The organism is Terasakiella pusilla DSM 6293, assembly GCF_000688235.1.
GTDB classification, from domain to species: domain Bacteria; phylum Pseudomonadota; class Alphaproteobacteria; order Rhodospirillales; family Terasakiellaceae; genus Terasakiella; species Terasakiella pusilla.
The window spans coordinates 124,643-147,152 of the sequence record NZ_JHYO01000005.1 but is presented as its reverse complement, the minus strand read 5'-3'; the positions used below and the strand labels follow the sequence as shown (position 1 = coordinate 147,152).

The 22,510-nt window shown below is 49.7% G+C and carries 18 protein-coding genes, 1 tRNA gene and 2 riboswitches; of the genes, 7 read left to right on the top strand and 12 right to left on the bottom strand.

What is annotated here, in order from left to right:
• Positions 1-16: 16 nt before the first annotated feature.
• Positions 17-802, top strand: a complete 786-nt coding sequence (locus Q397_RS21170; protein ID WP_084148945.1) for a DUF502 domain-containing protein — start codon at positions 17-19, stop codon at positions 800-802.
• Between the two features lie 8 nt (positions 803-810).
• Here the strand turns inward: Q397_RS21170 and Q397_RS21165 are convergent, their stop codons facing one another.
• Entirely contained in the window at positions 811-1,671 is an 861-nt protein-coding gene (locus Q397_RS21165; RefSeq protein ID WP_051609729.1) for a type 2 periplasmic-binding domain-containing protein, read from the bottom strand.
• A gap of 70 nt (positions 1,672-1,741) precedes the next feature.
• Positions 1,742-3,823: an ATP-dependent DNA helicase RecG gene (recG, locus tag Q397_RS0104935; protein WP_028878456.1), complete on the bottom strand. Its 2,082-nt coding sequence runs from the start codon at positions 3,821-3,823 to the stop codon at positions 1,742-1,744.
• 74 nt (positions 3,824-3,897) lie between these two features.
• Here recG and Q397_RS0104930 point away from each other — a divergent pair, with 74 nt between their 5' ends.
• A complete protein-coding gene (locus tag Q397_RS0104930; RefSeq protein WP_028878455.1) occupies positions 3,898-4,155 on the top strand; it encodes a succinate dehydrogenase assembly factor 2 in 258 nt (85 codons plus the stop codon).
• A complete protein-coding gene (gene mfd / locus Q397_RS0104925) occupies positions 4,155-7,628 on the top strand; it encodes a transcription-repair coupling factor (RefSeq protein WP_028878454.1) in 3,474 nt (1,157 codons plus the stop codon). The genes Q397_RS0104930 and mfd overlap by 1 nt, the downstream gene beginning before the upstream one ends.
• A 4-nt stretch (positions 7,629-7,632) precedes the next feature.
• Here the strand turns inward: mfd and Q397_RS0104920 are convergent, their stop codons facing one another.
• The 4 genes from Q397_RS0104920 to Q397_RS25490 all read right to left on the bottom strand — a co-directional run bounded on the left by Q397_RS0104920 (position 7,633) and on the right by Q397_RS25490 (position 11,119).
• Positions 7,633-8,259: a DsbA family oxidoreductase gene (locus Q397_RS0104920; RefSeq protein WP_028878453.1), complete on the bottom strand. Its 627-nt coding sequence runs from the start codon at positions 8,257-8,259 to the stop codon at positions 7,633-7,635.
• Between the two features lie 17 nt (positions 8,260-8,276).
• Positions 8,277-9,608: a diguanylate cyclase domain-containing protein gene (locus Q397_RS0104915; RefSeq protein WP_028878452.1), complete on the bottom strand. Its 1,332-nt coding sequence runs from the start codon at positions 9,606-9,608 to the stop codon at positions 8,277-8,279.
• A 114-nt stretch (positions 9,609-9,722) separates the two neighbouring features.
• A complete protein-coding gene (locus Q397_RS21160; protein ID WP_051609728.1) occupies positions 9,723-10,901 on the bottom strand; it encodes an adenylate/guanylate cyclase domain-containing protein in 1,179 nt (392 codons plus the stop codon).
• Positions 10,902-10,996: 95 nt separating this feature from the next.
• Complete coding sequence (locus tag Q397_RS25490; protein WP_276202107.1) at positions 10,997-11,119, bottom strand: hypothetical protein; 123 nt, start codon at positions 11,117-11,119, stop codon at positions 10,997-10,999.
• 238 nt (positions 11,120-11,357) lie between these two features.
• Here Q397_RS25490 and Q397_RS0104895 point away from each other — a divergent pair, with 238 nt between their 5' ends.
• Together Q397_RS0104895 and Q397_RS0104885 are read left to right on the top strand one after the other, a co-directional pair.
• Entirely contained in the window at positions 11,358-12,065 is a 708-nt protein-coding gene (locus Q397_RS0104895; RefSeq protein ID WP_028878451.1) for a Crp/Fnr family transcriptional regulator, read from the top strand.
• A gap of 278 nt (positions 12,066-12,343) precedes the next feature.
• A complete protein-coding gene (locus Q397_RS0104885) occupies positions 12,344-13,219 on the top strand; it encodes a pirin family protein (RefSeq protein ID WP_028878450.1) in 876 nt (291 codons plus the stop codon).
• Here the strand turns inward: Q397_RS0104885 and Q397_RS0104880 are convergent, their stop codons facing one another.
• The 6 genes from Q397_RS0104880 to Q397_RS0104855 form a co-directional block, all read right to left on the bottom strand.
• Positions 13,220-15,184, bottom strand: coding sequence for a metallophosphoesterase family protein (locus tag Q397_RS0104880; protein ID WP_028878449.1), 1,965 nt, complete (start codon positions 15,182-15,184; stop codon positions 13,220-13,222). It abuts the gene before it with no gap.
• A gap of 122 nt (positions 15,185-15,306) precedes the next feature.
• A complete protein-coding gene (locus tag Q397_RS0104875; protein WP_028878448.1) occupies positions 15,307-16,866 on the bottom strand; it encodes an inorganic phosphate transporter in 1,560 nt (519 codons plus the stop codon).
• Between the two features lie 508 nt (positions 16,867-17,374).
• A tRNA-Ser gene (locus Q397_RS0104870) sits at positions 17,375-17,462 on the bottom strand.
• Positions 17,463-17,586: 124 nt separating this feature from the next.
• On the bottom strand, positions 17,587-17,778 hold the full coding sequence (locus Q397_RS0104865) for a DUF2783 domain-containing protein (RefSeq protein WP_028878447.1): 192 nt from the start codon (positions 17,776-17,778) through the stop codon (positions 17,587-17,589).
• A 17-nt stretch (positions 17,779-17,795) separates the two neighbouring features.
• Positions 17,796-19,415, bottom strand: a complete 1,620-nt coding sequence (locus Q397_RS0104860) for an FAD-dependent oxidoreductase (RefSeq protein ID WP_028878446.1) — start codon at positions 19,413-19,415, stop codon at positions 17,796-17,798.
• Between the two features lie 24 nt (positions 19,416-19,439).
• On the bottom strand, positions 19,440-19,976 hold the full coding sequence (locus Q397_RS0104855; protein ID WP_028878445.1) for a VOC family protein: 537 nt from the start codon (positions 19,974-19,976) through the stop codon (positions 19,440-19,442).
• Between the two features lie 170 nt (positions 19,977-20,146).
• Here Q397_RS0104855 and Q397_RS0104850 point away from each other — a divergent pair, with 170 nt between their 5' ends.
• Together Q397_RS0104850 and Q397_RS0104845 are read left to right on the top strand one after the other, a co-directional pair.
• Entirely contained in the window at positions 20,147-20,635 is a 489-nt protein-coding gene (locus tag Q397_RS0104850; RefSeq protein ID WP_028878444.1) for a MarR family winged helix-turn-helix transcriptional regulator, read from the top strand.
• 48 nt (positions 20,636-20,683) lie between these two features.
• A riboswitch (glycine riboswitch) is annotated at positions 20,684-20,775 on the top strand.
• A gap of 3 nt (positions 20,776-20,778) precedes the next feature.
• Positions 20,779-20,868: riboswitch (glycine riboswitch) on the top strand.
• Between the two features lie 55 nt (positions 20,869-20,923).
• A complete protein-coding gene (locus Q397_RS0104845; RefSeq protein ID WP_051609727.1) occupies positions 20,924-22,333 on the top strand; it encodes an L-serine ammonia-lyase in 1,410 nt (469 codons plus the stop codon).
• Positions 22,334-22,510 lie beyond the last annotated feature (177 nt).

The following is a 22,510-nucleotide window of genomic DNA, read 5'->3' as shown; positions in this document are numbered from 1 at the left end:
AAACTGGACATTGATCATGAAGTTTGAAGACATACCTGATAAAGAACCCGAAAAAGTTAAGGGGTTGACCGTTGCAGCGCGTCTAAGGGCTTATTTCCTAACGGGTATTCTGGTCATTGCGCCAATTTCTATTACAATTTTACTGACATGGCTTTTTATCGATTTTGTTGATCAGAAAGTCACACCGCTGATCCCGACAGCCTACAACCCAGAAACGTATTTGCCCTTCACCTTACCTGGCCTTGGCCTGCTGATTGTCATTGTTGTACTAACCCTCGTGGGGATGTTGACTGCAGGGATCGTTGGTAAGCTGCTTCTGCGGATCAGTGAAAGTATTATGGCACGTATGCCGGTTGTTAGCGGCATCTACAGTGCGGTTAAGCAGATTTTTGAGACAGTGCTGGCCCAAAAATCTCAGGCGTTTCGTGAGGCGGTGTTGGTTGAATACCCACGGCGGGGAATTTGGGCCATTGGGTTTGTATCGGGGACCACACAAGGGGAGGTGCAAAACCTGACGGAAGAAGAGTGTGTAAACATCTTTTTGCCGACCACACCTAACCCGACATCGGGATTTTTGCTGTTTGTCCCCCGTAGTGACCTGATCCCATTGAGCATGACGGTTGAACAAGCGGTTAAAATGGTGATTTCCGGGGGGATCGTAACGCCGCCAGATCGGCGTCCGTTGGAGGAGCAGCAGAAGCCACAGACCTCCGCCAAAACTTACGAGGATATCGATATCATGCGTGAAAAATCTGGTGCGCCGATTATTCTCGCGAAAAAGCCTGACGGCAGTAAAACTTAAGCTGTGTCCTAGAATTTGTGCCAATACTGATCGGGTATTGCCTGTGCACGCGGGGAAAGAAGCGGGTTCGGGATCCTAAAGGTCCGACGCTCAGCCATTTTGCTAATTTGTAAAGCATGGGCAATTGTGGGGTGATTGATAAAATGCTCCATGAATTGCCCATTTTTGTAGGCCTGTTCTAATCCTGCCTTTAGGATATGATAGAGGTCTTCGGAACGGCGATTTACATAGATAAAATAGTCAAAAGGATAGGTTACGCTTAGGTATGGATCGATCGCAAAGTCGTATCCGGCTTTACGTTGTTGCTCCAGTTCAACATAGGCCTCGTTTATGCCACGGTTAAACAGGTCGTATCGTTTAAAGGCTAACATTCTCCATAGGTTTTCATAGCTTGCTTGGATGACGTGAAACCCGGCATGTTTAAAAATTTCCGTGTCAGGCCACCCTATGCCAGACCCAATCCAAAGCTTTTTCAGATCAGCCAGGCTCTCGATATTTTTCAGTGAGGTGTTCTGCCGGGTTATGAAGATGCGATGCCCCAAAAGGCCGCGGGTCAGCGGGATATCGATTTGGAGAAACTGTTCTTCGCGCTCTCTGGAATACCCGGTGAAAAACAGGTTTATTCTCTCACCATGTTCCAATAGATTTAGAAAGCGTTTTTGGGCAGTGTTTTTTAAGAGGACCAGTTCCAGTTTGTGATTGCCGGGGGCATTTGCCAAACCAAGCTTTATAACGCTGATTTCATAGGCAAACACATCTTGGTCCCCATGGAGAATGCCGAGCTTAAACGTTTCACCCCAGACAGGGGACGTGAAGAGGAAAAGGCTAGCGATGAAAAACAATCGCGTTAAGTGCTGTTTGCCGACCATTTCTGTCCCCCGACATAATATTCCATCTTTATAATGTTGGGTGGTTTATCGTCAAAAGCAAAATGTTTTTTCAACCTGAGCGCAAATATGTGACGCTGGCGTCTTCTTCAAATAAATAAAGCAAGACGCGCAGGGCTTCGCCGCGTGCGGATTTTAGGTCGGGGTCTTTCTCTAAAATCAGTTTGACGTCATCGCGCGCCACTGCCAACAGGTCTTCATGGGCAGGCAGTTGGGCAAGACGGAATTCGGGCAGGCCGCTTTGACGGGTGCCTAATACCTCACCTGCGCCGCGTAGACGTAAATCTTCTTCTGCAATCACAAAACCATCTTCGGTTTCCCGCATGATTTTTAGGCGGGCTTGTCCATTTTCGGATAAGGGCGCACCGTAGAGCAACAGGCAAGTGGAGGCCGCAGACCCCCGACCAATACGCCCACGGAGCTGGTGCAATTGCGCCAGACCAAACCGTTCGGCATGTTCGATAATCATAACCGTGGCTTCCGGGACGTTGACGCCGACTTCAATGACTGTGGTCGCAACCAACACATCAATCTCACCCTTGGCAAAGGCTGCCATGACGGTGTCTTTTTGCGTCCCCTTCATCTTGCCGTGGACCATGCCGACACGGTCGCCGTAGAGCTTTTGTAAATGCTCAAAGCGTTCTTCCGCCGCGGCAACCTCGATTTTATCGGACTCTTCCACCAAGGGGCATACCCAGTAGACGCGCGCCCCTTTAGACACCATGCGCCCGATCCCTTGCGCCACTTCGTCCAGCCGTTCCAGTGACATGACGCGGGTATCAACCGGTTTGCGCCCTGCCGGTTTTTCAAGCAGGCGCGAGACATCCATATCCCCATACGCGGTCAGCATGAGCGTGCGCGGGATGGGGGTGGCGGTCATGACCAGTACGTCCACATGCTTGCCTTTCCCCGCCATCGCAAGGCGTTGATGGACGCCAAAGCGATGTTGTTCATCAATCACCGCAAGGCCAAGGTTATGAAAGCCGACATCTTCTTGAAAAAGGGCATGGGTGCCGATGGCAAGCTGGGCGCTGCCGTCTTCAAGTTGATCAAGGATGGCGGTGCGTTTTTTGCCCTTATCGCGTCCGGTCAGCACGACGGGCGTAATGCCTGTGCCTTCTAACAAAGGCTCGATGGTTTCCATATGTTGGCGTGCAAGGATTTCGGTCGGGGCCATAATGACGGCTTGCATGCCGCATTCAATGGCATTGAGTGCCGTCAGGAGGGCGACAACGGTTTTACCGCTGCCCACATCACCTTGTAAAAGACGCAACATCCGTAAAGGTTGCCCCATATCGTCGTTGATTTCTTTTAACGCCTCTTCCTGCGATCCGGTCAGGGCAAAGGGCAGGGCATCTCGGACTTGTTTGCGCAAACGACCATCGCCTTTGATGCTGCGCCCGGATGCTTTGCGAACAGTGCGCCGCACAAGCGCAAGCGCAAGCTGGTTTGCCAGCAGTTCATCATAGGCCAGCCGTTCTCGCGCAGGGGCATCGGCGTAAAAGTCATCTTCTTCCTGCGGGGCATGTGCGGTCTTTAGGGCATCCTGCCAATCTTGCCATTTTTTGCGATCCTTAAAGGCGGGATCCAGCCATTCCGGTAAGGGGATGGTTTTCTCAAGGGCGGCGCGGGCGGTTTTTCCCATCAGTTTGTTGGTGATGCCTGCGGTTAGGGGGTAAACCGGATCGACCGTCTGGATGGCGTCGCGTTCTTCTGGTGTGCCCATGCGGTCCGGGTGGGTCATCTGTAGAATGCCGTTAAACCGTTCCACCGTACCGCTGACGATGCGGGTTTCACCTTCCGGCAGTTGTTTTTGCAGATAATCCCCACGAGCGTTGAAAAAGACAAGCTCCAGCGGTCCGGTTTCATCAAAGCAGGTGATTTTGTAGGGCGCAGGACGATTGCGCGAGGGGAAATGCTTCATCACCGTGACTTCAAGGGTCACGACCGTATTATCCGGTGCCTCGGCAATGGTGGGGGAAAAACGACGATCCACATAAGATGTCGGCAGGTGCCACAGCACATCCACGATATGCGCACCCGTAATTTTCTCCAGCAAAACAGAGATACGAGGACCGACACCGGCAAGGGTGGTGATGGGCTTAAAGAAGGGAAAAAGTATTTCTGGGCGCATGGTTTGAAGGTGACATCCGAGTAAAAGGAAGTTATATCCTAAGCAAATTTTTTCATCTAGCAAATGGTGTTCTCATGGATGGTCGTCTTAAGCGCTTGCATCACAAATGTAAATATATGGGTATGCATGAAAATGATGTGATCTTTGCCCGTTTTGCTGAAAGGTATCTGGATAACCTGTCTGAAACAGAAGCCAGCCAGTTTGAAGCCTTGATCGAAGAAAATGACGTGGATATCTTTAAATGGATCACGGGCAAGCTTGATTTGCCGCCAGAATATGACAACTCTGTCATGACCAAACTTCGCGAATGTCAGGATTACGAACCGGCCTAATGAAACTTTCCCTTCGTGCTTTGCCGACAGCCGGCAGCTTAACCTATTCGGCCGTGCCGGAAGGTTATGACAGTATCGTTCTTGGATATTTGACCAAGCAACATGGTGACTTGCTGTTCGTCTGTGTGGACGAAGCGCGTATGGTCAGGACCGCGCAGGCCCTGAGTTTCTTTTATCCCGACATTGACGTGATCCAGTTTCCCGCATGGGACTGCCTGCCTTATGATCGTGTCTCACCGCACCCTGAAATTATCGGGCAACGGGTGGACGCTTTAACGTCACTGGTTGAAAAGCGAACCTCTTCGCGCATCGTGTTGACGACTGTATCGGCTGTTTTACAAAAAGTGCCGCCCCGCAAAAGTTTTGAAGGCACAGTTTATAAAGCGCAAAAAGGCGACGAAGTTCGCCGTGAAGAGTTAACGGCTTTCCTTGAGAAAAACGGCTATCAGCGCAGCGAAACGGTGATGGAGCCGGGCGAATATGCCGTGCGCGGTGATATCGTTGATGTATTTGCACCGGGATTTGACGAACCTTTGCGCCTTGATCTGGAATGGGACGAGGTCGCCGGTATCCGCACCTTTGATCCGTTAAGTCAGCGCACAATCGATCAGGCGAACGATTTTGTCTTAAAGCCCGTCAGCGAACTGCCGATGGATGAGGCTGCGATTTCGCGCTTTAGAACCTCGTTTCGCAAAATTTTTGGCACCAAGGCAGAAAAAGACCCGCTTTATGAAGCCGTGTCAGAAGGCCGCCGCCCCATTGGGGTGGAGCATTGGTTGCCCCTGTTCCATGAAAATATGGAAACGCTTTTGGATTATATGCCGAAAGCCAGCAAGATCGTGCTTGATCATCAGATGGATCAGGCCCGTGATGCGCGCTTGGAAATCATTCAGGATTACTATGACGCCCGTCAGGATATGGTGGATGCGCGCCTGAGTGGCGAAGCGCCCTATAATCCGATTGAAACCAGCCTGTTGTATCTAAACGCTGATGACTTGGCAAATATGCTGGACGGTTATGGTGTTGGCCATATCAGCCCCTTTAGCTTGCCGGAAAGTGAGACTGTGCTGGATGCGCAGGGGCGCCGTTGCCTTGATTTTGCCGAAGCGCGTGCCAACCCGGATGCTAATGTTTACGATGCGGTTCGCCAATATATCGTAGCGGAACAGGCAACGGGCCAACGTGTTGTCATCGCTGCGTATTCTGAAGGATCGCGCGATCGCTTAACCAATGTGTTGAAAGAACATGGCGTTGCGGGCTTAGCGGCAGTCGGGTCCATGGATGACGTGCAACGCTTGCCAAAAGATGCAGTTGCCTTGGTCGTCTTGGGACTGGAACATGGGTTTGCTTATCAAGGTCTGACGGTTTTATCGGAACAGGATATTCTGGGGGATCGGATGGTGCGTCCCGCGCGTCGTCGTATGCGTGCGGAAAACTTTATTGCGGAAGCCTCCAGCCTGTCAGAGGGGGATTTGGTGGTCCATGTGGATCATGGGATCGGCCGCTATGAGGGGCTGGAAACCATTGATGTGGGCGGTGCACCGCACGATTGCTTGATCCTTGTCTATGATGGCGGCGATAAGCTGTTTTTGCCGGTTGAGAATATCGAGCTTTTGTCCCGCTTTGGCTCCGATCAAGGCGCGGCCCATCTGGATAAGCTGGGTGGCGTGGCGTGGCAGGCCCGTAAAGCGCGCTTAAAAGAACGTGTTAAGGATATGGCAGAAGGGCTGATCAAAGTCGCTGCCGAACGGGAATTGCGCAAAGGTGAAGCCATCAGCCCGCCCGATGGACTATATGAAGAATTCTGCACCCGCTTTAAGTTCGTGGAAACCGATGATCAACTGCGCGCCATTGGCGATGCGATTAGCGACTTAAAGAGTGGCCGCCCCATGGACCGATTAGTCTGCGGCGATGTCGGCTTTGGCAAAACCGAAGTTGCTCTTCGGGCTGCCTTTGTTGCTGCCATGAGCGGGATGCAGGTTGCCGTTGTTGTCCCAACAACTTTGTTGGCGCGTCAGCATTATAATAACTTTGTCGAACGATTTGCTGATTTCCCGTTACGTATTCAGCAACTGTCCCGTCTCGTCACGCCTGCAAATGCGAAACTGACGAAAGAGGAAATGGCGAACGGCACCGTGGATGTCGTGATCGGCACCCATGCGTTGCTGGCAAAGACAATCAAGTTTAAACGTTTGGGCCTGTTGATCATTGATGAGGAACAGCATTTTGGCGTGACCCACAAGGAACAACTGAAAAAGTTGAAAGCCGATGTGCATGTGCTGACCCTAACCGCAACGCCGATCCCGCGAACCTTGCAAATGGCCCTGACGGGCGTGAAGGAAATGAGCCTGATTGCCACACCGCCAGTGGACAGGCTGGCGGTGCGCACCTTTGTGATGCCGTTTGACCGCGTGGTTATCCGTGAGGCCATTCAGCGTGAACGCTTCCGGGGCGGGCAGTGTTTCTATGTCTGTCCACGCCTTGCCGATATTGATAAGGTCGCGCGGGAACTGGATGAAATTGTCCCTGACGCCAAGGTTGCCGTTGCGCACGGACGTATGAGCCCGAAAGAGCTGGAAGAGGTCATGACCGCGTTTTCTGAGAAGGCGTATGATATCTTGCTGGCGACCAATATCGTTGAATCGGGTCTTGATTTACCGTCCGTGAACACGATCTTCATTCACCGTGCCGATATGTTTGGTCTGGCCCAGCTTTATCAGCTGCGCGGCCGAGTTGGACGATCCAAGACGCGGGCTTATGCTTATCTGACATTGCCACCGGGGCAAAAGATCTCAAAAACGGCGGAAAAACGTCTGGAGGTCATGCAGACGCTGGATACCCTTGGCGCAGGCTTTACGCTTGCTAGCCACGATCTGGACATCCGCGGGGCAGGCAACTTGCTGGGCGATGAACAATCCGGTCATATTAAAGAAGTTGGGATTGAATTGTACCAACAGATGCTGGAAGAAGCGGTTGCCGAGGCCAAAGGCACTTTGGGCGATGAAGGGGAAGGCCATGACTGGAGCCCACAAATCGGTATTGGTCTGCCTGTCCTGATCCCGGAAAGTTATGTCGCGGACCTGAACGTCCGTATGGAGCTTTACCGCCGTCTTTCCACCCTCAAGACAGAGCAAGAGCTGGACAGCTTTGCCGCCGAATTGGTGGACCGTTTTGGTAAGTTGCCGGGTGAAGTGGAAAATCTGTTGGATACGGTGCAGATGAAAGCGCTTTGTCGTCTGGCATCCATTGAAAAAATCGATGCGGGGCCCAAAGGGGCCGTTGTCAAATTCCGCAACAACGAGTTTGCAAACCCTGATGGGCTTGTGCGCTTCTTAATGGATCAGGCGGGTACGGCAAAAATGCGACCGGATCATTGTCTGGTGTTCATGCGCCGTTGGGACGATATTGCCTCACGCGCAGCAGGCGTGAAGCGTTTGTTGATTGACCTGAGTGAAATGGCAAAGGGTGGGTGAGTGATCAGCCGTTGAGGGCGGTATCAATAAACTTACCCAATATTTTTGGGTCTTGCGCACCGGAGATCACGTAGCGGTCGCGGGCCACAAAAGCAGGCACCCCGTGAACGCCCAGTTCGCGGGCTTCCCGATCAGAGGCCATGACTGCGTCTTTTTGCGCATCACTTTGCAGGAAGCTACGGACTGCATCGGCATCTAATCCGACCTCACGGGCAAGCTCGATCAGGCAGGCTGTATCGCCAATGTTCAATCCTTCCATGAAGAAGGCGTTGAACAGACGTTCAACCATCTTTTGATCCAGGTCATAGGTTTCGGCAAAATTGACAAGACGGTGGGAGTTAACCGAGTTCGGCGTGTATTTGATCTTATCGAACTTAAAATCAATGCCGTTTTCAAGGCCGGTGCTGGCAATCACGTCATAGACCCGTTTTGCCCGTTGCGTACCGCCAAACTTATGTTCTAGATAGGTCTGGCGATCCATGCCATCTGGCGACATGTTGGGATTAAGCAAAAAGGGTTTCCAACGCAGCTTTAAAGAGGCCTGCCCACGACTTTGCAGCGCCAGTTCCAGCCTTTTTTTACCGATCAAACACCAAGGACAGATGGTGTCGTAATATATATCCAGATACATGACGCTGTGTGTTCCGCTTATTGTATTCTGTGATGGGCTCTGTTTAACAAGCTATTCATATCATCGGATTTTTCAAGGGTTGCGATACCTGTTTCTACCCAAACGCTGATCGGTTGGAAGACATCGCCAAGGGCAAAGTCCGTATAGCTCAGGATCCCTGCGATCCGGTGCATGACCAATTGTGCTTCCTCCAATGGGGTATCGGGTAGTGAGATACAGAAATCGTGAGGGCCGTATCTGGAAACCATATCCTCTACCCGTGACAGGTTTGTGATCCATTGATGGATTTGCTGAAGGAGTTCCTGAGAGGCGGTTTCACCAAACTGTTCTTCCACGCTTGGCAGATTGACAATGGAGAAAAAGATGACCGTATGATGTTTTTTCCAAAGCTGTGCGTTCTTAACCTGTAGAAGCAGGTTTTCGTTGAAAAAGTCTTTGGTATAGGCGTTTGTAATGGCGTCTGTATTGGACGGGTTGCGCGTTGTCTCGATGGCGTTGCGCAAATTCCAACGCAGGCGTTGACGGCGCACCAGCATAACCAGCTTCGCTTTTAGTGACGATAGGTTTAAAGGCCGTTTGACGATCCGTGTAATGCCGCGGCGATAAGCGTCGATCCGGTCTTCAATCTCCCCGTTACTGAGCACCAGAACAGGGAGGTTAAACAGCCGTGGATTATTTCTAATCCGCGTGCTTAAGCTCAGGACGGTTTCGGTGTTGGTTGCATCAAGGTGGCAGATGCAGGCGTCATAAAAGCCGTTTGCAAGTTGTTCCTCTGCCTCAAAGACGTTGCTACAGATATCGACGTTGCAGTTGCCATCTAATATGGTTTCAATAGCTGCGCGGTCGCCATCTATGGGGCCAATTAGCAGAATTTGATGGGGGGCGCTGACATCAAAATCGGTTTCCGCCTGCGCGTTAATGCCATGCTTTCGCGCAAGTTTAAAGCGGTTATCGCGCTCCATATACATAGTGGAAAGACGGAGCAAGGATTGGATATGTAATAAAAATTCCTGCACATCAAAGGGGTAGATGAATATATCGTCGACATGATGCTCAAGGGATTTTGTGTAAAGTTCGTTTGATTTTTTACGAGAAATAGCAACGATGGGGATATGGGCGATGTCGGCTATATTTTTGAGGGTCTTAATGACCTCAAAACCGTCAAAGTCATCACAAGAGACATCTATGAGAATGAGATCCGGGTGATTTTTTTGAGCGATTGTATCGACAACATCGCCGCTACATTCAATGACCGTGTAGTTATTTTGTTTTAGCTGAGCTGATACGTCTTCCAGCTGCTTGGTATTGGTCGTTGCCAATATCAAATTTGCAATGTGATGATTGCTCAATGTAATTTCCTACCCTATCGCATCGGATATGCGCCTGAACGTTTTTTCTACTCTAAAACGCTTTCCTTGAAATATCTAGTCTTTCAAAGCGGAAAAAGATTAAAAAATAGCATGTTAGAGCGTAAATAATTCTCTTTTACGCTTAAACCCTTTGAGATCAAACAACCCGAGTGAACGCCAGTCGCCACCATGAAAGCGCGAGAATTGATCTGAAACAATCAACGGAACCTTTAGTTCCTTAGTCATGCTTTCAATGCGGGCTGCTTCGTTAGCAGACGTCCCGATGACGGAAAATTCCAAACGGTCCTTTGTGCCGATATTGCCATACATCACCTCGCCGATATGCAGGCCAATGCCAATGGCGATTTCTGGTTGGTTATTGACCTTTTGGGTGTGGTTGAGTTGGTCGAGACAGGCAAAGGCCTCTTGCGCGGCTTTGAGGGCATTTTCGGCTGCAAGGCTGGAGCTTTCGCACTGGTCGGTGGGGCCTAGTGGGAAAATTGCGAGGACAGCATCTCCGATATATCTCAGCACTTCACCTCCGCGATCAAGTACGGAGCCTGCAGTGCAGTCAAAATATTTGTTTAAAAGATCAAGAAAAGCGTCACTTTCCATGGTCTCTGCCAGATGGGTGGATTGCCTCAGGTCTGAAAACCAGATGATCGCCCGGATACGTTGACCGTCGCCGCGTTTGACATTGCCATTTAAGACCTGTTGACCGCTGGCGCGTCCCAGATAGGTTTCTAAAAGGACGCTTGCCGTATGTTTGAGGGCGTGGTTTTCAACGATGCGCGAGAGGGCCGACAAGCTGTCATAGATCAGCGACAAGTCTTTAGAGCTGAAACCGTCTTTGCAGCGACTGGAAAGGGTGATGGCGCTGCGCCGTCCGTCAGCAAAGATCAGGGGCAGAGCAACATAATCGGTAAAGCCCTCTTTCGTCAGGTCTTCCAGGATGGGGTAGTCAAACTGGCAATCGGGATCAATCAGTTTGCGTCGGATCGCGCCGGCACCTTCATCAAAAATGGCGGCAAAGGGGCTGTTGAGGTATATATCGCTGTCGCGGAGATCGTATCCGGCTTCAAAATAATCGACAGTGTTAAAGCGGTCATCCCAAGTATAGCCAAATCCCATCACTTGGGGATGGAGCAGGCGGATTGTCAGGCGGATGCGCGACACAGAAACCCCTGCATCTAAAAAAGCTTGCGCCAGATGCTGGGTGAATTCTGACCGGTCAGGGTATTTCCATCCCTCTTCCAATAGCCAGTGTATGATATGATTCTTTTGGTGCGGCATAGTTAGCTCTTTGATTTAACAAAAAAGATTTAAGCCGCACGGCACGAAAGTGCAATAGAAAAGGCAGGACTTAGCCTGCCTTAATCGTGTGTAGCTTAACCGGTGATTAAGTCACCCAGGAAAAAGACCCAGCACAGCATGAAAATGCCAATGCCCATGATGATGAAAGGAAGCGCATCGCCGGTCAGTTTTTCGGTGAGGGTAGTTTGGTGTGACATTTAAATAACTCCGAGTTACACGTAATTTGGCGAGGCCAAAATAGGGGGCAGGGCGTAAAAGTCAATTGGAATTATAATTATTATAAAGAAATGACTAGCAGGCCTGCGTGCGCTGCGAAAAGAAAAGCAGATAAAATCAGGGATCCTGCCGAATTTGACGCAGAAAGTCTTGCGAAAGCGGGGGAAGCCATATACTTATTTAAGTCCTTGGTTGGCATTTTTATTTGATGGGTGCAAATTGGAAAAGCAAGCAATCGCAAACGCATGGACAGGAATATCTTCGTGTGAAAGTTGTGTGATCCGTCATATGGCATTGTTCGCCGATCTTGAACATGAGGATTTTGAACTGATCCACAAGCCTATCCTTGAAATAAGCAAGTTTAGTGGCGAGACCCTCTACAATCAGGGGGAAGAAGGACAGTATCTTTACACCATCCGCAGCGGGGTGGTGAAATTGACCCAATATTTGCCGGATGGTGGGCAGCGCATTGTGCGTTTGTTGCGCCAAGGAGATATCGTTGGTCTGGAAACTCTGGTCAGTCCTGTCTATGAACATTTTGCGACTGTTTTACGTGATGCGGAGCTGTGTCAAATCCCACGTGACGTCGTCGAACGGCTGAACAAGGAAACGCCGCGCTTGCATAGTCAGTTATTATCGCGTTGGCATGTCGCGGTCCAGCGTGCCGATGAGTGGTTGACGGAGCTATCGACGGGCAGTTCCAAATCACGTGTAGCGCGGCTGGTGATCGGTTTGTCGGATAAAAATGATCAAACTTGCCATTTGTTCAGTCGCGAAGATTTGGGCGCGATACTTGGCGTTACAACCGAGACAACGTCACGCATTATTGCAGAATTTAAACGCGATGGCGCCCTGAAAGATAAAGGGAAAAACCATTTTTGGGCCGACCTTGAGCGGTTGGAAACCATCGCTAATCAAAATAATTAGATCAAATTGATATTTCGCAATGCCCGCTTCCTGAGATTTTGCGATGGTTGTCCAACGGCAATTTTTTGGAGTAGGTAAAATGGACGAAATTGCAATTTATGGCATCGGTGGTGTGGTCACAACGGTATTGGTCGTGATCGGTTTACTAACCTTCCTGATCCTCAAAATCAACAAAAGCTAGAATCCACATACAAGAAACAATCTGTTGCGCAATGGGGCATTGTGGTTTGCAAGGTCCAATGTCATTCTTTCTCTAAGGTTTCAGAAAGGACAGTGCAATGGCTGTTTCAAGCGATCAAATCTCAGAGATTATCCCGAAGTTGAGCGATATCGGCGGCTTTGACGTCAAAAGATATCTCCCCACACGGGGTAAGAAATCGGTGGGCCCGTTTGTCTTTTTTGATGAAATGGGCCCGACTCTTTTGCAGGACGGCGACGCTATGGACGTGCGCCCCCATCCTCATATCGGTCTTTCCACCCTCACCTGGTTGATTGAAGGGGAAATCCTTCATCGCGATAGTCTGGGGTACACCCAGTTGATCAGACCGGGCGAAGTCAATTGGATGACAGCGGGTAAGGGCATTGTCCATAGCGAACGTTCCCCGCACGCAACCCGCGACCAAAACCGCCCCCTCTATGGTTTGCAAATCTGGATGGCCTTGCCGTCTGATAAGCAGGAAATTGATCCGAGCTTTCAGCATGTGAGTGCAGAGGAGTTGGCGACGTTTAAGGAAGGTGATGCCAAGATCACTTTGATAGCAGGGCAGGCATTTGGCTATACTTCCCCGGTCGAGGTCCATTCTCCAACCATTTATCTCGACGTAAAGATCAAAGACGGTGGACTGTTTACGTTACCTGCGGATTATGAAGAACAGGCGATCTTTATTTTGAAAGGGAAAGGTCGTTTTGACGGGCGCTTGTCAAAAAAAGGGGAGTTTCTTGTTTTGCCGCATCGCCGATTGGAGGTACAGGCCGACGAAGACCTGCATTTTGTTTTGCTAGGTGGACAGGCCTTAAAACACAAACGCTATATGTGGTGGAATTTTGTCTCCACCAGCAAAGAGCGAATTGAGCAGGCAAAGCAGGATTGGAAAGAAGGCCGTTTCCCGCAAGTGCCTGATGAAGTTGATTTTATCCCTTTACCTGAAGGGTGATTACTCCCAACGAGAATGATCTTCCATGCGTTCAAAGCCAAGGGCGTTGCCGCCAGCGATCAGTTGACGGATACGCCAAGGACGACCGTTTTCATCCAGTTCAACTAACCCAACGCCAGAGCCATTTAACGTGCGATGACCATGGGCGCGTCCTTCGGGTTTGCGGGGGATAATGCGCATATGGCGGCGTTTCGTCAGCCAGTTCAGCGGTGACTTGGGCGCAAAGAGCCATTTGTTTGCCACATCAAGCAGGTTTAACAGCTTGTGGGGGAATTCGTTTCGAAGACCGCTGCTGGTGATCTGCCAGATATCCGGTCCGCCCTTGATGCGCCGCAGTTCCACGTCATAGACAAAGGAATAATGAACATCACCGGATAGAATAACAAAGTTCTCCGGCGTGTTACGGTGCATGAAGACATTGAGAATGGAGTTTGCGGTCCCCGGATGAGCCATCCAGTTTTCCGCATCTACCACCAACGGCTTGCCAAACCATGTGAATATCCGCTGGATTGTCTCAATCAGTTTGACACCAAAGATGGGCGCAGGCGAGACAAGCAGCACGTTGTCTTGATCACGCAGGCGTTGCTGCAAATCTGTCACCGCTTCCCAATCCAAAAGACCAGAAGGGCGCACAGCGGAGCTTTCGGAGCGCCAACGCCGTGTTCTTGTGTCAATGACGATCAGCGGCGGGCTGCTCTCCCACGTATATTCCCAATTTTCAAATCCCAAAATGTCATTGATAAACTGTTCGTGAGACTGGCGGCCGGGTTCTTTTAGGGACTGGGTTAGATGTCCCATCATATTGTCATCAAAGGCGCTTGGGTTATTCCCCCAGCCCTGATTGAGGAGATATGACGTTAAGGCATTGCCGATCATGCGTTTGGAAAAAGGATTATTATAGACGGCTTCTTCCCATTGGCGATTCAGATTCCAATCATCGGTGACATCATGGTCATCAAAGATCATGGCAACGGGCAGGTGCGCAAACACCCGCTGTACCTTGGATAATCCTTGGATAAATTGGTCCAATATTTTTTGTTCATCGCGATAAAGGGCGGCATTTTCGGTGGATAGGCCTTTGGGGATTTCTTCTGTATCGACAAAGGGCCACAGGGTCGGGGACCAGACCATAAGATACATCACCAGATGTTCGGCGATGGTGATCAGATGGTTGTGGGCCGTGTCGGTGGTAAAGATCGGTTTCTTCACCCCTTCGAACACAAGGTCCAGAAGTTGTCGCGCCCCTTGGGTCTTGGGTAGAATTTTTTCACGGTTATAATAGCAGTCTTCATGTTCATACAAACATTGCGAGTCCGCGACATCCTGCCCCTTTAGTGACTTCATCTCTTCAAGGTTAAGCCCCAATTGAGCGATGATTTGATGGATGGCGTGCAGCATGGGGCCGGCAACGTCATCGGCATAGACCTGATCCCCTGTCAACACCAACATGGAAGGCCAATCGGGTAGATCTTCCCCGTTTTGTGACAGGATATTCCCAATAAGTTTATCGGCTTCTACCAGCCCATCTTCTGAGTCATGATGGGGTTTGCGACAAGACCCGTGTAAGAGGGATTGAACCCGTGACGGGATTTTAAAACCCAGGCTTTTTCGCCCGTCATAATAAAGGTCTGAGTTTGGTGCGCAGATGTTTCTCCAACGCAAACGACCTTTTACTTTTTCCCCCAGTTCGAGCTTGTAATCGATCCAGGTATCACTTGGTAGCTCTTCTGGAAGATGTGCATCGATCAGCAAGTAATAGAGATGGGTGCCAGCCTGAATGAGGCGGCAGTCCGGTGTATCTTCTTTGAGGGTCACTTTAATGGGGGCGCCGCCATCGGGCGTAAAGGTGATGCGGGCACGCGCAGGGGTGCTTAGGGCCAGCCAGATCGCCACTTGCTTTGTATTTGTGCGGCGTAGAATTGGTCCGGCAAGGACGGTTTCATTCTGGATAGAATTAACTGGCATGAAATAAACCCTCTTACATCACAATGACTTAATAATGTAGAGGATCGTCACAAAAAAGAAAGGGGAAACCTGTCATTGTGACTTTAAAGACAATGACAGGTTCAAGATATGCCGATCTATGCTCAGGGCAGCAACATGCCGCGCAGGGTGAAATAGATCAGCGCAGCCAGTAGACCGGATAGGGGCACCGTAATGACCCAAGCTGCGATAATCTTGAGGGCCGCAGAGCGTTGGACCAGTTCTTTTTTATATTCCTTCACCAGACTTTTGCGTTCTTTTTTAGTGACGGTGGGGGCTTGTTTGTGTTTTTTGAGGTCGGCAAGCATATGGCCTTTTTCTTCAAAAGAGGCGGCTTCAAACTTGTCGAGGAAAGCGGTGACTTCAGCTTCGTCAGCCCCTGCGTGGTGGGATTTGATTTCCACGATCATCTTCCCATAGTTGGCCTTGATCGCTTCACGCAGAAAGCCGATACCAAAAATGGCCCCGATTGCGATGTGTGTAGAGCTTACAGGTAAGCCCAGTTGACTCGCGATGATAACGGTAATGGCAGCCGCCATGGCGATACAGAAGGCGCGGGCCTGATCGAGTTCGGTAATTTCTGAACCAACAGTTCGGATCAGCTTGGGACCAAACAAAGCAAGGCCAAGAGAAATCCCCAACGCACCGATGACCATTACCCACAAGGGGATGCTGGCTTTTGCGGCCATTGCCCCGTGAGAAATAACGTCATAGATCGCGGCCAAGGGGCCAACAGCGTTGGCAACATCGTTTGCGCCATGGGCAAAACTAAGCAAAGCCGCGGCACAAATAAGGGGAATGACGAAGAGTTTATTGACGGACGCCTTGCTGTTTTTAAGTTCGGCTGATGTGCGTGCAATGATCGGTGATACGATGAAAATGACACCCACCCCAATGACAAAGCCAATGCCGAGTGCGTATATAAAGTCGATTTTAAAGAGCTTTTTAAGCCCTTTCATAATCAGATATGTTGTAAAGGCCCAAGCCATAGTGCCGATCAAGAGGGGGACAACTTTACGCGCGGCGGCAATTTTGTCGCACTTGTAAGTGATGGTCCTTTTGATGGTATAGAGAAAGCCTGCAGCGATGATGCCGCCAAAGACAGGTGAAATTACCCAGCTTGCTGCAATCTGTCCAACTTTGCCCCAATCCGCGATGTCCCAGCCAGCAGCGGCAATACCCGCCCCAAGGACGCCACCAACGATGGAGTGTGTGGTTGAAACGGGCAGGGCAAGGAAGGTTGCGAGGTTAAGCCAGACGGCACCGGCAAGTAAAGCAGCCATCATCAACCAGACAAAGACTTGCGGGTCGGAAATGGCGCTCGGGTCAATGATGCCTTTGCGGATGGTCCCGACCACATCGCCCCCAGCGATAATGGCACCGGCTGATTCAAAAATCGCAGCAATTATGATGGCGCCTGTTAGGGTCAGTGTCTGGGATCCGACGGCGGGACCAACATTGTTTGCGACATCGTTGGCGCCAATGTTAAGCGCCATATACCCACCAATTACAGCAGCGGAAATAAGCAAAATACTGCCGGGCATTTTGGTGCCGACAAAAATGATGATAGCGACGAGAAAGATTGCCGCACTTCCCAAGCGGACAAGTTCTCTCCTGTTTACATATTGCGCCTGTTCAATCTTTGCGATGTTGTTCAGGTCCATGTTGTTCTCTCCTACAGAGCACCATTCACGTTCTACTTCGAAGTTATTTTGCACCGTTATTGTCTACGGCTTTTATAATAAACGTTTTAATTGTTTATCGTTTTATGACAGTTTTATCACACTCAGGGGTTCTAGTGAAACTGACAAATATTGCAACGATAAAAGCCATCAAATTAGACTGTTTTCCCGCATGAATCCGCTTCGAGACGGAAACGAATAGAATGCAGTGAAAATGTGAAATAAAAAATCCATGGTTGGGATCTAACTTGGCTCGATGGTCCCTTAAGGACATAGGCCGACCTTGAAGTAGAAAGGTTATAGCTGTGCTTCAATCAGCAACTTTAAACCTGATCTTTTAGGCGATGGGTTTACTCTGGTATGAATTAAGTGTGGGTATGAGTACGTGGCATTCCTAGAAAAAGCACATCAATCTGTGTGCTTTGCTCATCTACAGGATGTTGGATGAACAAAATAAAAAACCCCACGAAATTAATCGTAGGGTTTTTAATGGCGGATGGCTAGGGATTCGAACCCCAGGTACCTCTCGGTACAACGGTTTTCAAGACCGCCGCTTTCGACCACTCAGCCAGCCATCCTTAAGTTTGTGGAGAGGGTAATAGCCCAATCTTTATGGTCTTGGCAAGGGTGAATTTTGCTTTTTTTGAGTTTTTTTCTATTTCATGGAAAAAGGCCCCCCATCATTGTGGGAGGCCTTTGTTTCTATGTGTCTTTTCTTGCTGCGCTCATAGCGGCTTTCAGGATATCCATATCCCCAATGTGATTGGCGAGGAGGAGGATCAAGCGGGCATTGAGGTCGCGGCTTTCTTCGTCGCTTAAATCGCGGTGTAGATCGATCAGGTCCTGATAAAAATCATCAGGAGAGGCGATGTTCGGTTTTGTGTTGAGGCTCATGGTTTGCTCCCTATGATTTATTGCGCTGTTGCGGTGAGGACGGCTTTTTTGATTTTGTCTTGGTCAAACGTGCGCCAGCGGGCGGCAACATGCTGGTCTGGACGGATGAGGTAGGTTGTTTCACCCGTTCCGTCGTAGCGTTCTTGCAGGCAGCCTTTGCTGTCCATGATGTCTTTACCAACGACCAGAATGTCGCAATCGATGCCGTTGATGTTTACTGTTTTGTCTGTGATGGAGGTATCAAACGTCAAAACAACAAATTTCGAATTTGCAATCTTGTTTAAGAACCAAGTGTCTTGCCCATCTACGGTGATAGGGGCATCGGCACAGTTTGTGCCCGGCCTCATTTTTCCGCTGAAGGTATCTTCATCTGGGGTGTTGAGAGAGCTGTTGAGGTAAGGTGTCGGCATAGACAGACGACCGGAGTTTACCAATGGGCGGGCAAATTCGTACTCACTCGCCAGATCCAAAACCGCATCACGAAAGGCTTTAGAGATCGGGCTTTTGGGCGTGATAAAATCTGTCGAGCGGGTGGAGTTCAACAGGTTGTCCGCAGCCGCAAAAACCCGTTCCTCGCTATAGCTATCGAGCAGGCTTTCAGGGACCTTACCGTCCATGACAAGCTTAAGCTTCCACGTCAGGTTGTCAATATCCTGCACACCTGTGTTTGCGCCGCGTGCACCGAAAGGGGAGACTTGGTGGGCTGCATCACCTGCAATGAAGACGCGACCGCATTTGAAGTCTTTGAGCTGGCGACAGGCAAACTGATAGACGGATACCCATTCCAGTTCAAAGTCAACGTCATCACCTAACATGGCTTTGAGGCGCGGGATGACTTTTTCCGGCTTCTTTTCTTCTTCCGGATCGCAGTCCCACCCAAGCTGGAAGTCGATACGCCAAACGTCATCTGACTGCATATGCAGGAGAACGGATTGATTACGGTGGAAGGGGGGATTGAACCAGAACCAGCGTTCCGCCGGGAAATCGGCCTTCATCACCACATCCGCAATGAGAAAGCGGTCTTGGAAGAAATGACCATCAAATTCAAGGCCCAGCATTTTGCGGGTGTCTGAATTTGCACCGTCACAGGCAACCACATAGTCAGATTCCAGCCCATAAACCCCATCCGGTGTTTCGACCTGCATTTTGACGTGATCATCGTTGTTTTTCAGGCTGATGATTTTAGATTTCCAGCGAAAGTCGATCAGGTCGCCATACTGTTTTTTGCATTCATCAATCATATATTCTTCAAGGTAATATTGTTGAAGATTGATGAAGGCCGGGATTTTGTGGTCATCTTCAGGCAATAAATCGAACTGATAAACCAGTTCTTCATCGCGAAAGACTTTACCGACTTTCCATTCCACGGATTTTTCGATCATGCGCTCGCCTACGCCCAGACGGTCCCAAACCTCTAACGGGCGCTTGGCGTAACAGACAGCACGTGAACCGATAGAGACGGTGTTGTTGTCATCCAGCACCACTACTGGAATGCCTTGCTTTGCAAAATCTAGGGCGGTCGTTAGCCCGACCGGTCCTGCGCCAATGATAACGGCTTTATGACGTTTGACGGTGTTGTGTTTTTGTTCATCGCACTGAATATACTCAAATTCAGGATAAGCATATGTATTAAGCATGTTTTCCTCCCCTTATTAATAGTGTTACGCCGAAAATTCTTTTTCGTGCATCCATTTGGCGTGATCTGGCGCGCGTTTGGTTTTGGACCATTCTTCCAGCATCTGCCATTTGACGTCGTCTAAGCGTTTGTTCATATCTGGCGTGGCGGTGTTGGCAGCGAGTTCCAGACGATGCCCGCTTGGGTCAAAGAAGTAGATGGATTGGAAGATCGTATGGTCTGTCGGGCCGACCACGTTAATGCCATCGGCTTCCAGTTTCGCTTTGATAGACATCATTTCATCCGTTGACCCAACCTGAAAAGCAATATGCTGGCACCATTCCGGGGTGTTCGGGTCGCGGCCCATCTCCGGTGAATTTGGCAGTTCAAAAAACGCAAGGACATTGCCGTTCCCTGCATCAAGGAAGATATGCATGTAAGGATCGGGCTCTTTTGTGGATGGGACTTCGTTTTCTGCAATCGCAAGAACAAAGTCCATATCAAGGTATTTCTGGTACCACTCGACCGTTTCCTTCGCATCCTTGCAGCGATAGGCAACGTGATGAATTTTCTGGATGGTCATTTTTTTCTCCCTGTGGCTTGTGCCAAATAAGTTACAAATGAAACTATAAAGGTTGCAAATGTAACTAATCAAGAAAAAAATGAAGTGAGGCGAAAAAACTTGCAAGGAGGGGGAGGGTGGCCTTAAATAGTTATTTATGAAACTAAATTGTAAACACTCAGGAATAAGAGATGAAAAAAGGGCCAGCAGACGCTTTTCAGCTTGAGAGCTTTTTCCCCTATTTGGTACGAATTTATTACCGTTCCGTCAGTCAGTCTGTGACAGAAATCTATGAGCGGGAATATAAATTAACCGTGTCAGAATGGCGTGCAATGGCGGTGCTGGGCAATGAGCAACCGCTGTCTGCCGGGGAGATTGTCAAGCGATCCAGTATCGACAAAGTGAAGGTGAGCCGCGCGATTGCCGGACTGACAAAAGCGGGGTATCTGGAACGTCGTGTGGACGAGGATGACCGTCGCAAAGTTGCGTTGCAGTTGACACGATCCGGCCAGTTGGTTTTTGAAGATTTGGTCCAGAAGGTTCGCCAGTTGGAGGAAGATCTGCTGGATGGGTTCACGGATTCCGAGCGTGATAGCTTACGTAATATGATGGCGCGCGTGCGACAAAACGCAAAAGCGATCGAAGAGAAGCATAAAGAAAAGTCCGCTTCAGGAAATTAAGAGTTAGTTTTCGGTCTCAACTATAGTATATTGGATTCACATACCTTTTACACCTGTGCAGGAGAGACGGCTATAGACGCCGGCGCCGAAGGAGCAATCAGCCCCGACAAACTCTCAGGCACATGTACTGCGCAGGTTTAAGGCTCTGGAGAGAGGATAGTCATATCCCACCGAAGGTCAGTCCGCACCCTGCGATAGTCAGGACGGGGATAATCTCAGGTCACAGGACAGAGGGGGCACATCTTAACGGCAGTTTGCAATGAACTGCTTATCTAAGGAGTGCCAGATATGAACGCCAAACAAAAAGCCCAATTAGAAACAAACCTAAGTGTCGTTGATCTTTTTACCATCGGCATTGGCCCGAGCAGTTCCCATACGGTTGGTCCCATGCGGGCAGGGTATCTCTTCTGTCAGGATTTGATCCGTTTAGAACAATTGGGTAAAACCGTTTCGGTAAAAATTGATCTGTTCGGTTCCCTCGCGCTGACAGGTAAAGGGCACGCGACGCATGATGCGGTTTTATTAGGATTGAGCGGGCAGCGCCCACGGAGCGTCAATCCAGATGAAGTCCCCGATATTTTAAACAGAATTCGCAGCAATAACCGCATAGTGTTGGCGGGGCAGCACGATATTGCTTTTTTTGAAGATGACAGTCTGATCTTTAATTATGACGAGGTCTTGCCGGAACATCCCAATGCCATGCGTATTGCGGCCTTTAATGCCTTGGGGCAAATGATCCATCAGCAGGAATACTATTCTGTCGGCGGTGGCTTTATCGTGTCCAAGGGGGAGCATAATCACATTGAATACAGTAAGGATAACCTTGTTCTCCCGTATCCCTTTACGTCTGGTGACGAATTGTTGGAGATTGGCAAGCGAGAAGGTTTGAGTATTGCTGAAATTATGCTGGAAAATGAAAAAGCTTGGCGACCGGAAGAAGAAACCAAGGAATTTCTGGGGCGCATTCATCAAGCCATGACCGATTGTATAAAACGTGGAATGGAGCAGGAAGGGTATCTCCCCGGGGCCTTCAAAGTAAAACGCCGCGCGCGTGACATGTATCGAGAATTGACAGAACGTCCTGAAGCCGGTTTGAAGGACCCGTTGACCGTTATGGATTGGGTTAATCTTTATGCGTTGGCCGTCAATGAGGAAAACGCCTCTGGCGGACGGGTCGTAACCGCGCCGACAAATGGGGCGGCAGGTATTATTCCTGCTGTTTTAAGGTACTATGAACGGTTTTGTCCGGCTGCCAACCAGCAAGGGATTGAAACCTTTTTGCTGACGGCTGGTGCGATCGGGGTTCTTTACAAAAAACGTGCGTCAATCTCTGGTGCAGAAGTTGGTTGTCAAGGCGAAGTCGGGGTTGCTTGTTCAATGGCGGCTGGGGCACTGGTGGCGGCTCTTGGTGGGACCAACGAGCAGGTGGAGAACGCTGCTGAAATTGGGATGGAACATAACCTCGGTTTGACCTGCGATCCTGTCGGCGGATTGGTGCAAATCCCCTGTATTGAACGCAACGCGATGGGAGCGATGAAAGCGATCAACGCCTCACGTTTGGCTTTGCGTGGGGATGGGACTCATCTGGTGTCACTGGATAAAGTGATTGAAACCATGAGGCAAACAGGTCTGGATATGCAGAGCAAATATAAAGAAACCTCTCAAGGCGGTTTGGCCGTCAATATTGTCGCCTGTTAATCGTAATACGCGTGTTTTCTGCCGGAGAATACCCCTTTTTTGGACGGGGAGATAACGGTCTCTCTATGTGTTTTTACCTATACCTTTGGGTGAGTTTTTATCGTAAGGAGTGTTTTTTTGATGCGAATCAGAAGACGCTCTTTTGCTGTAAGGATTCGCAAGTTTTTGATCCTTTAA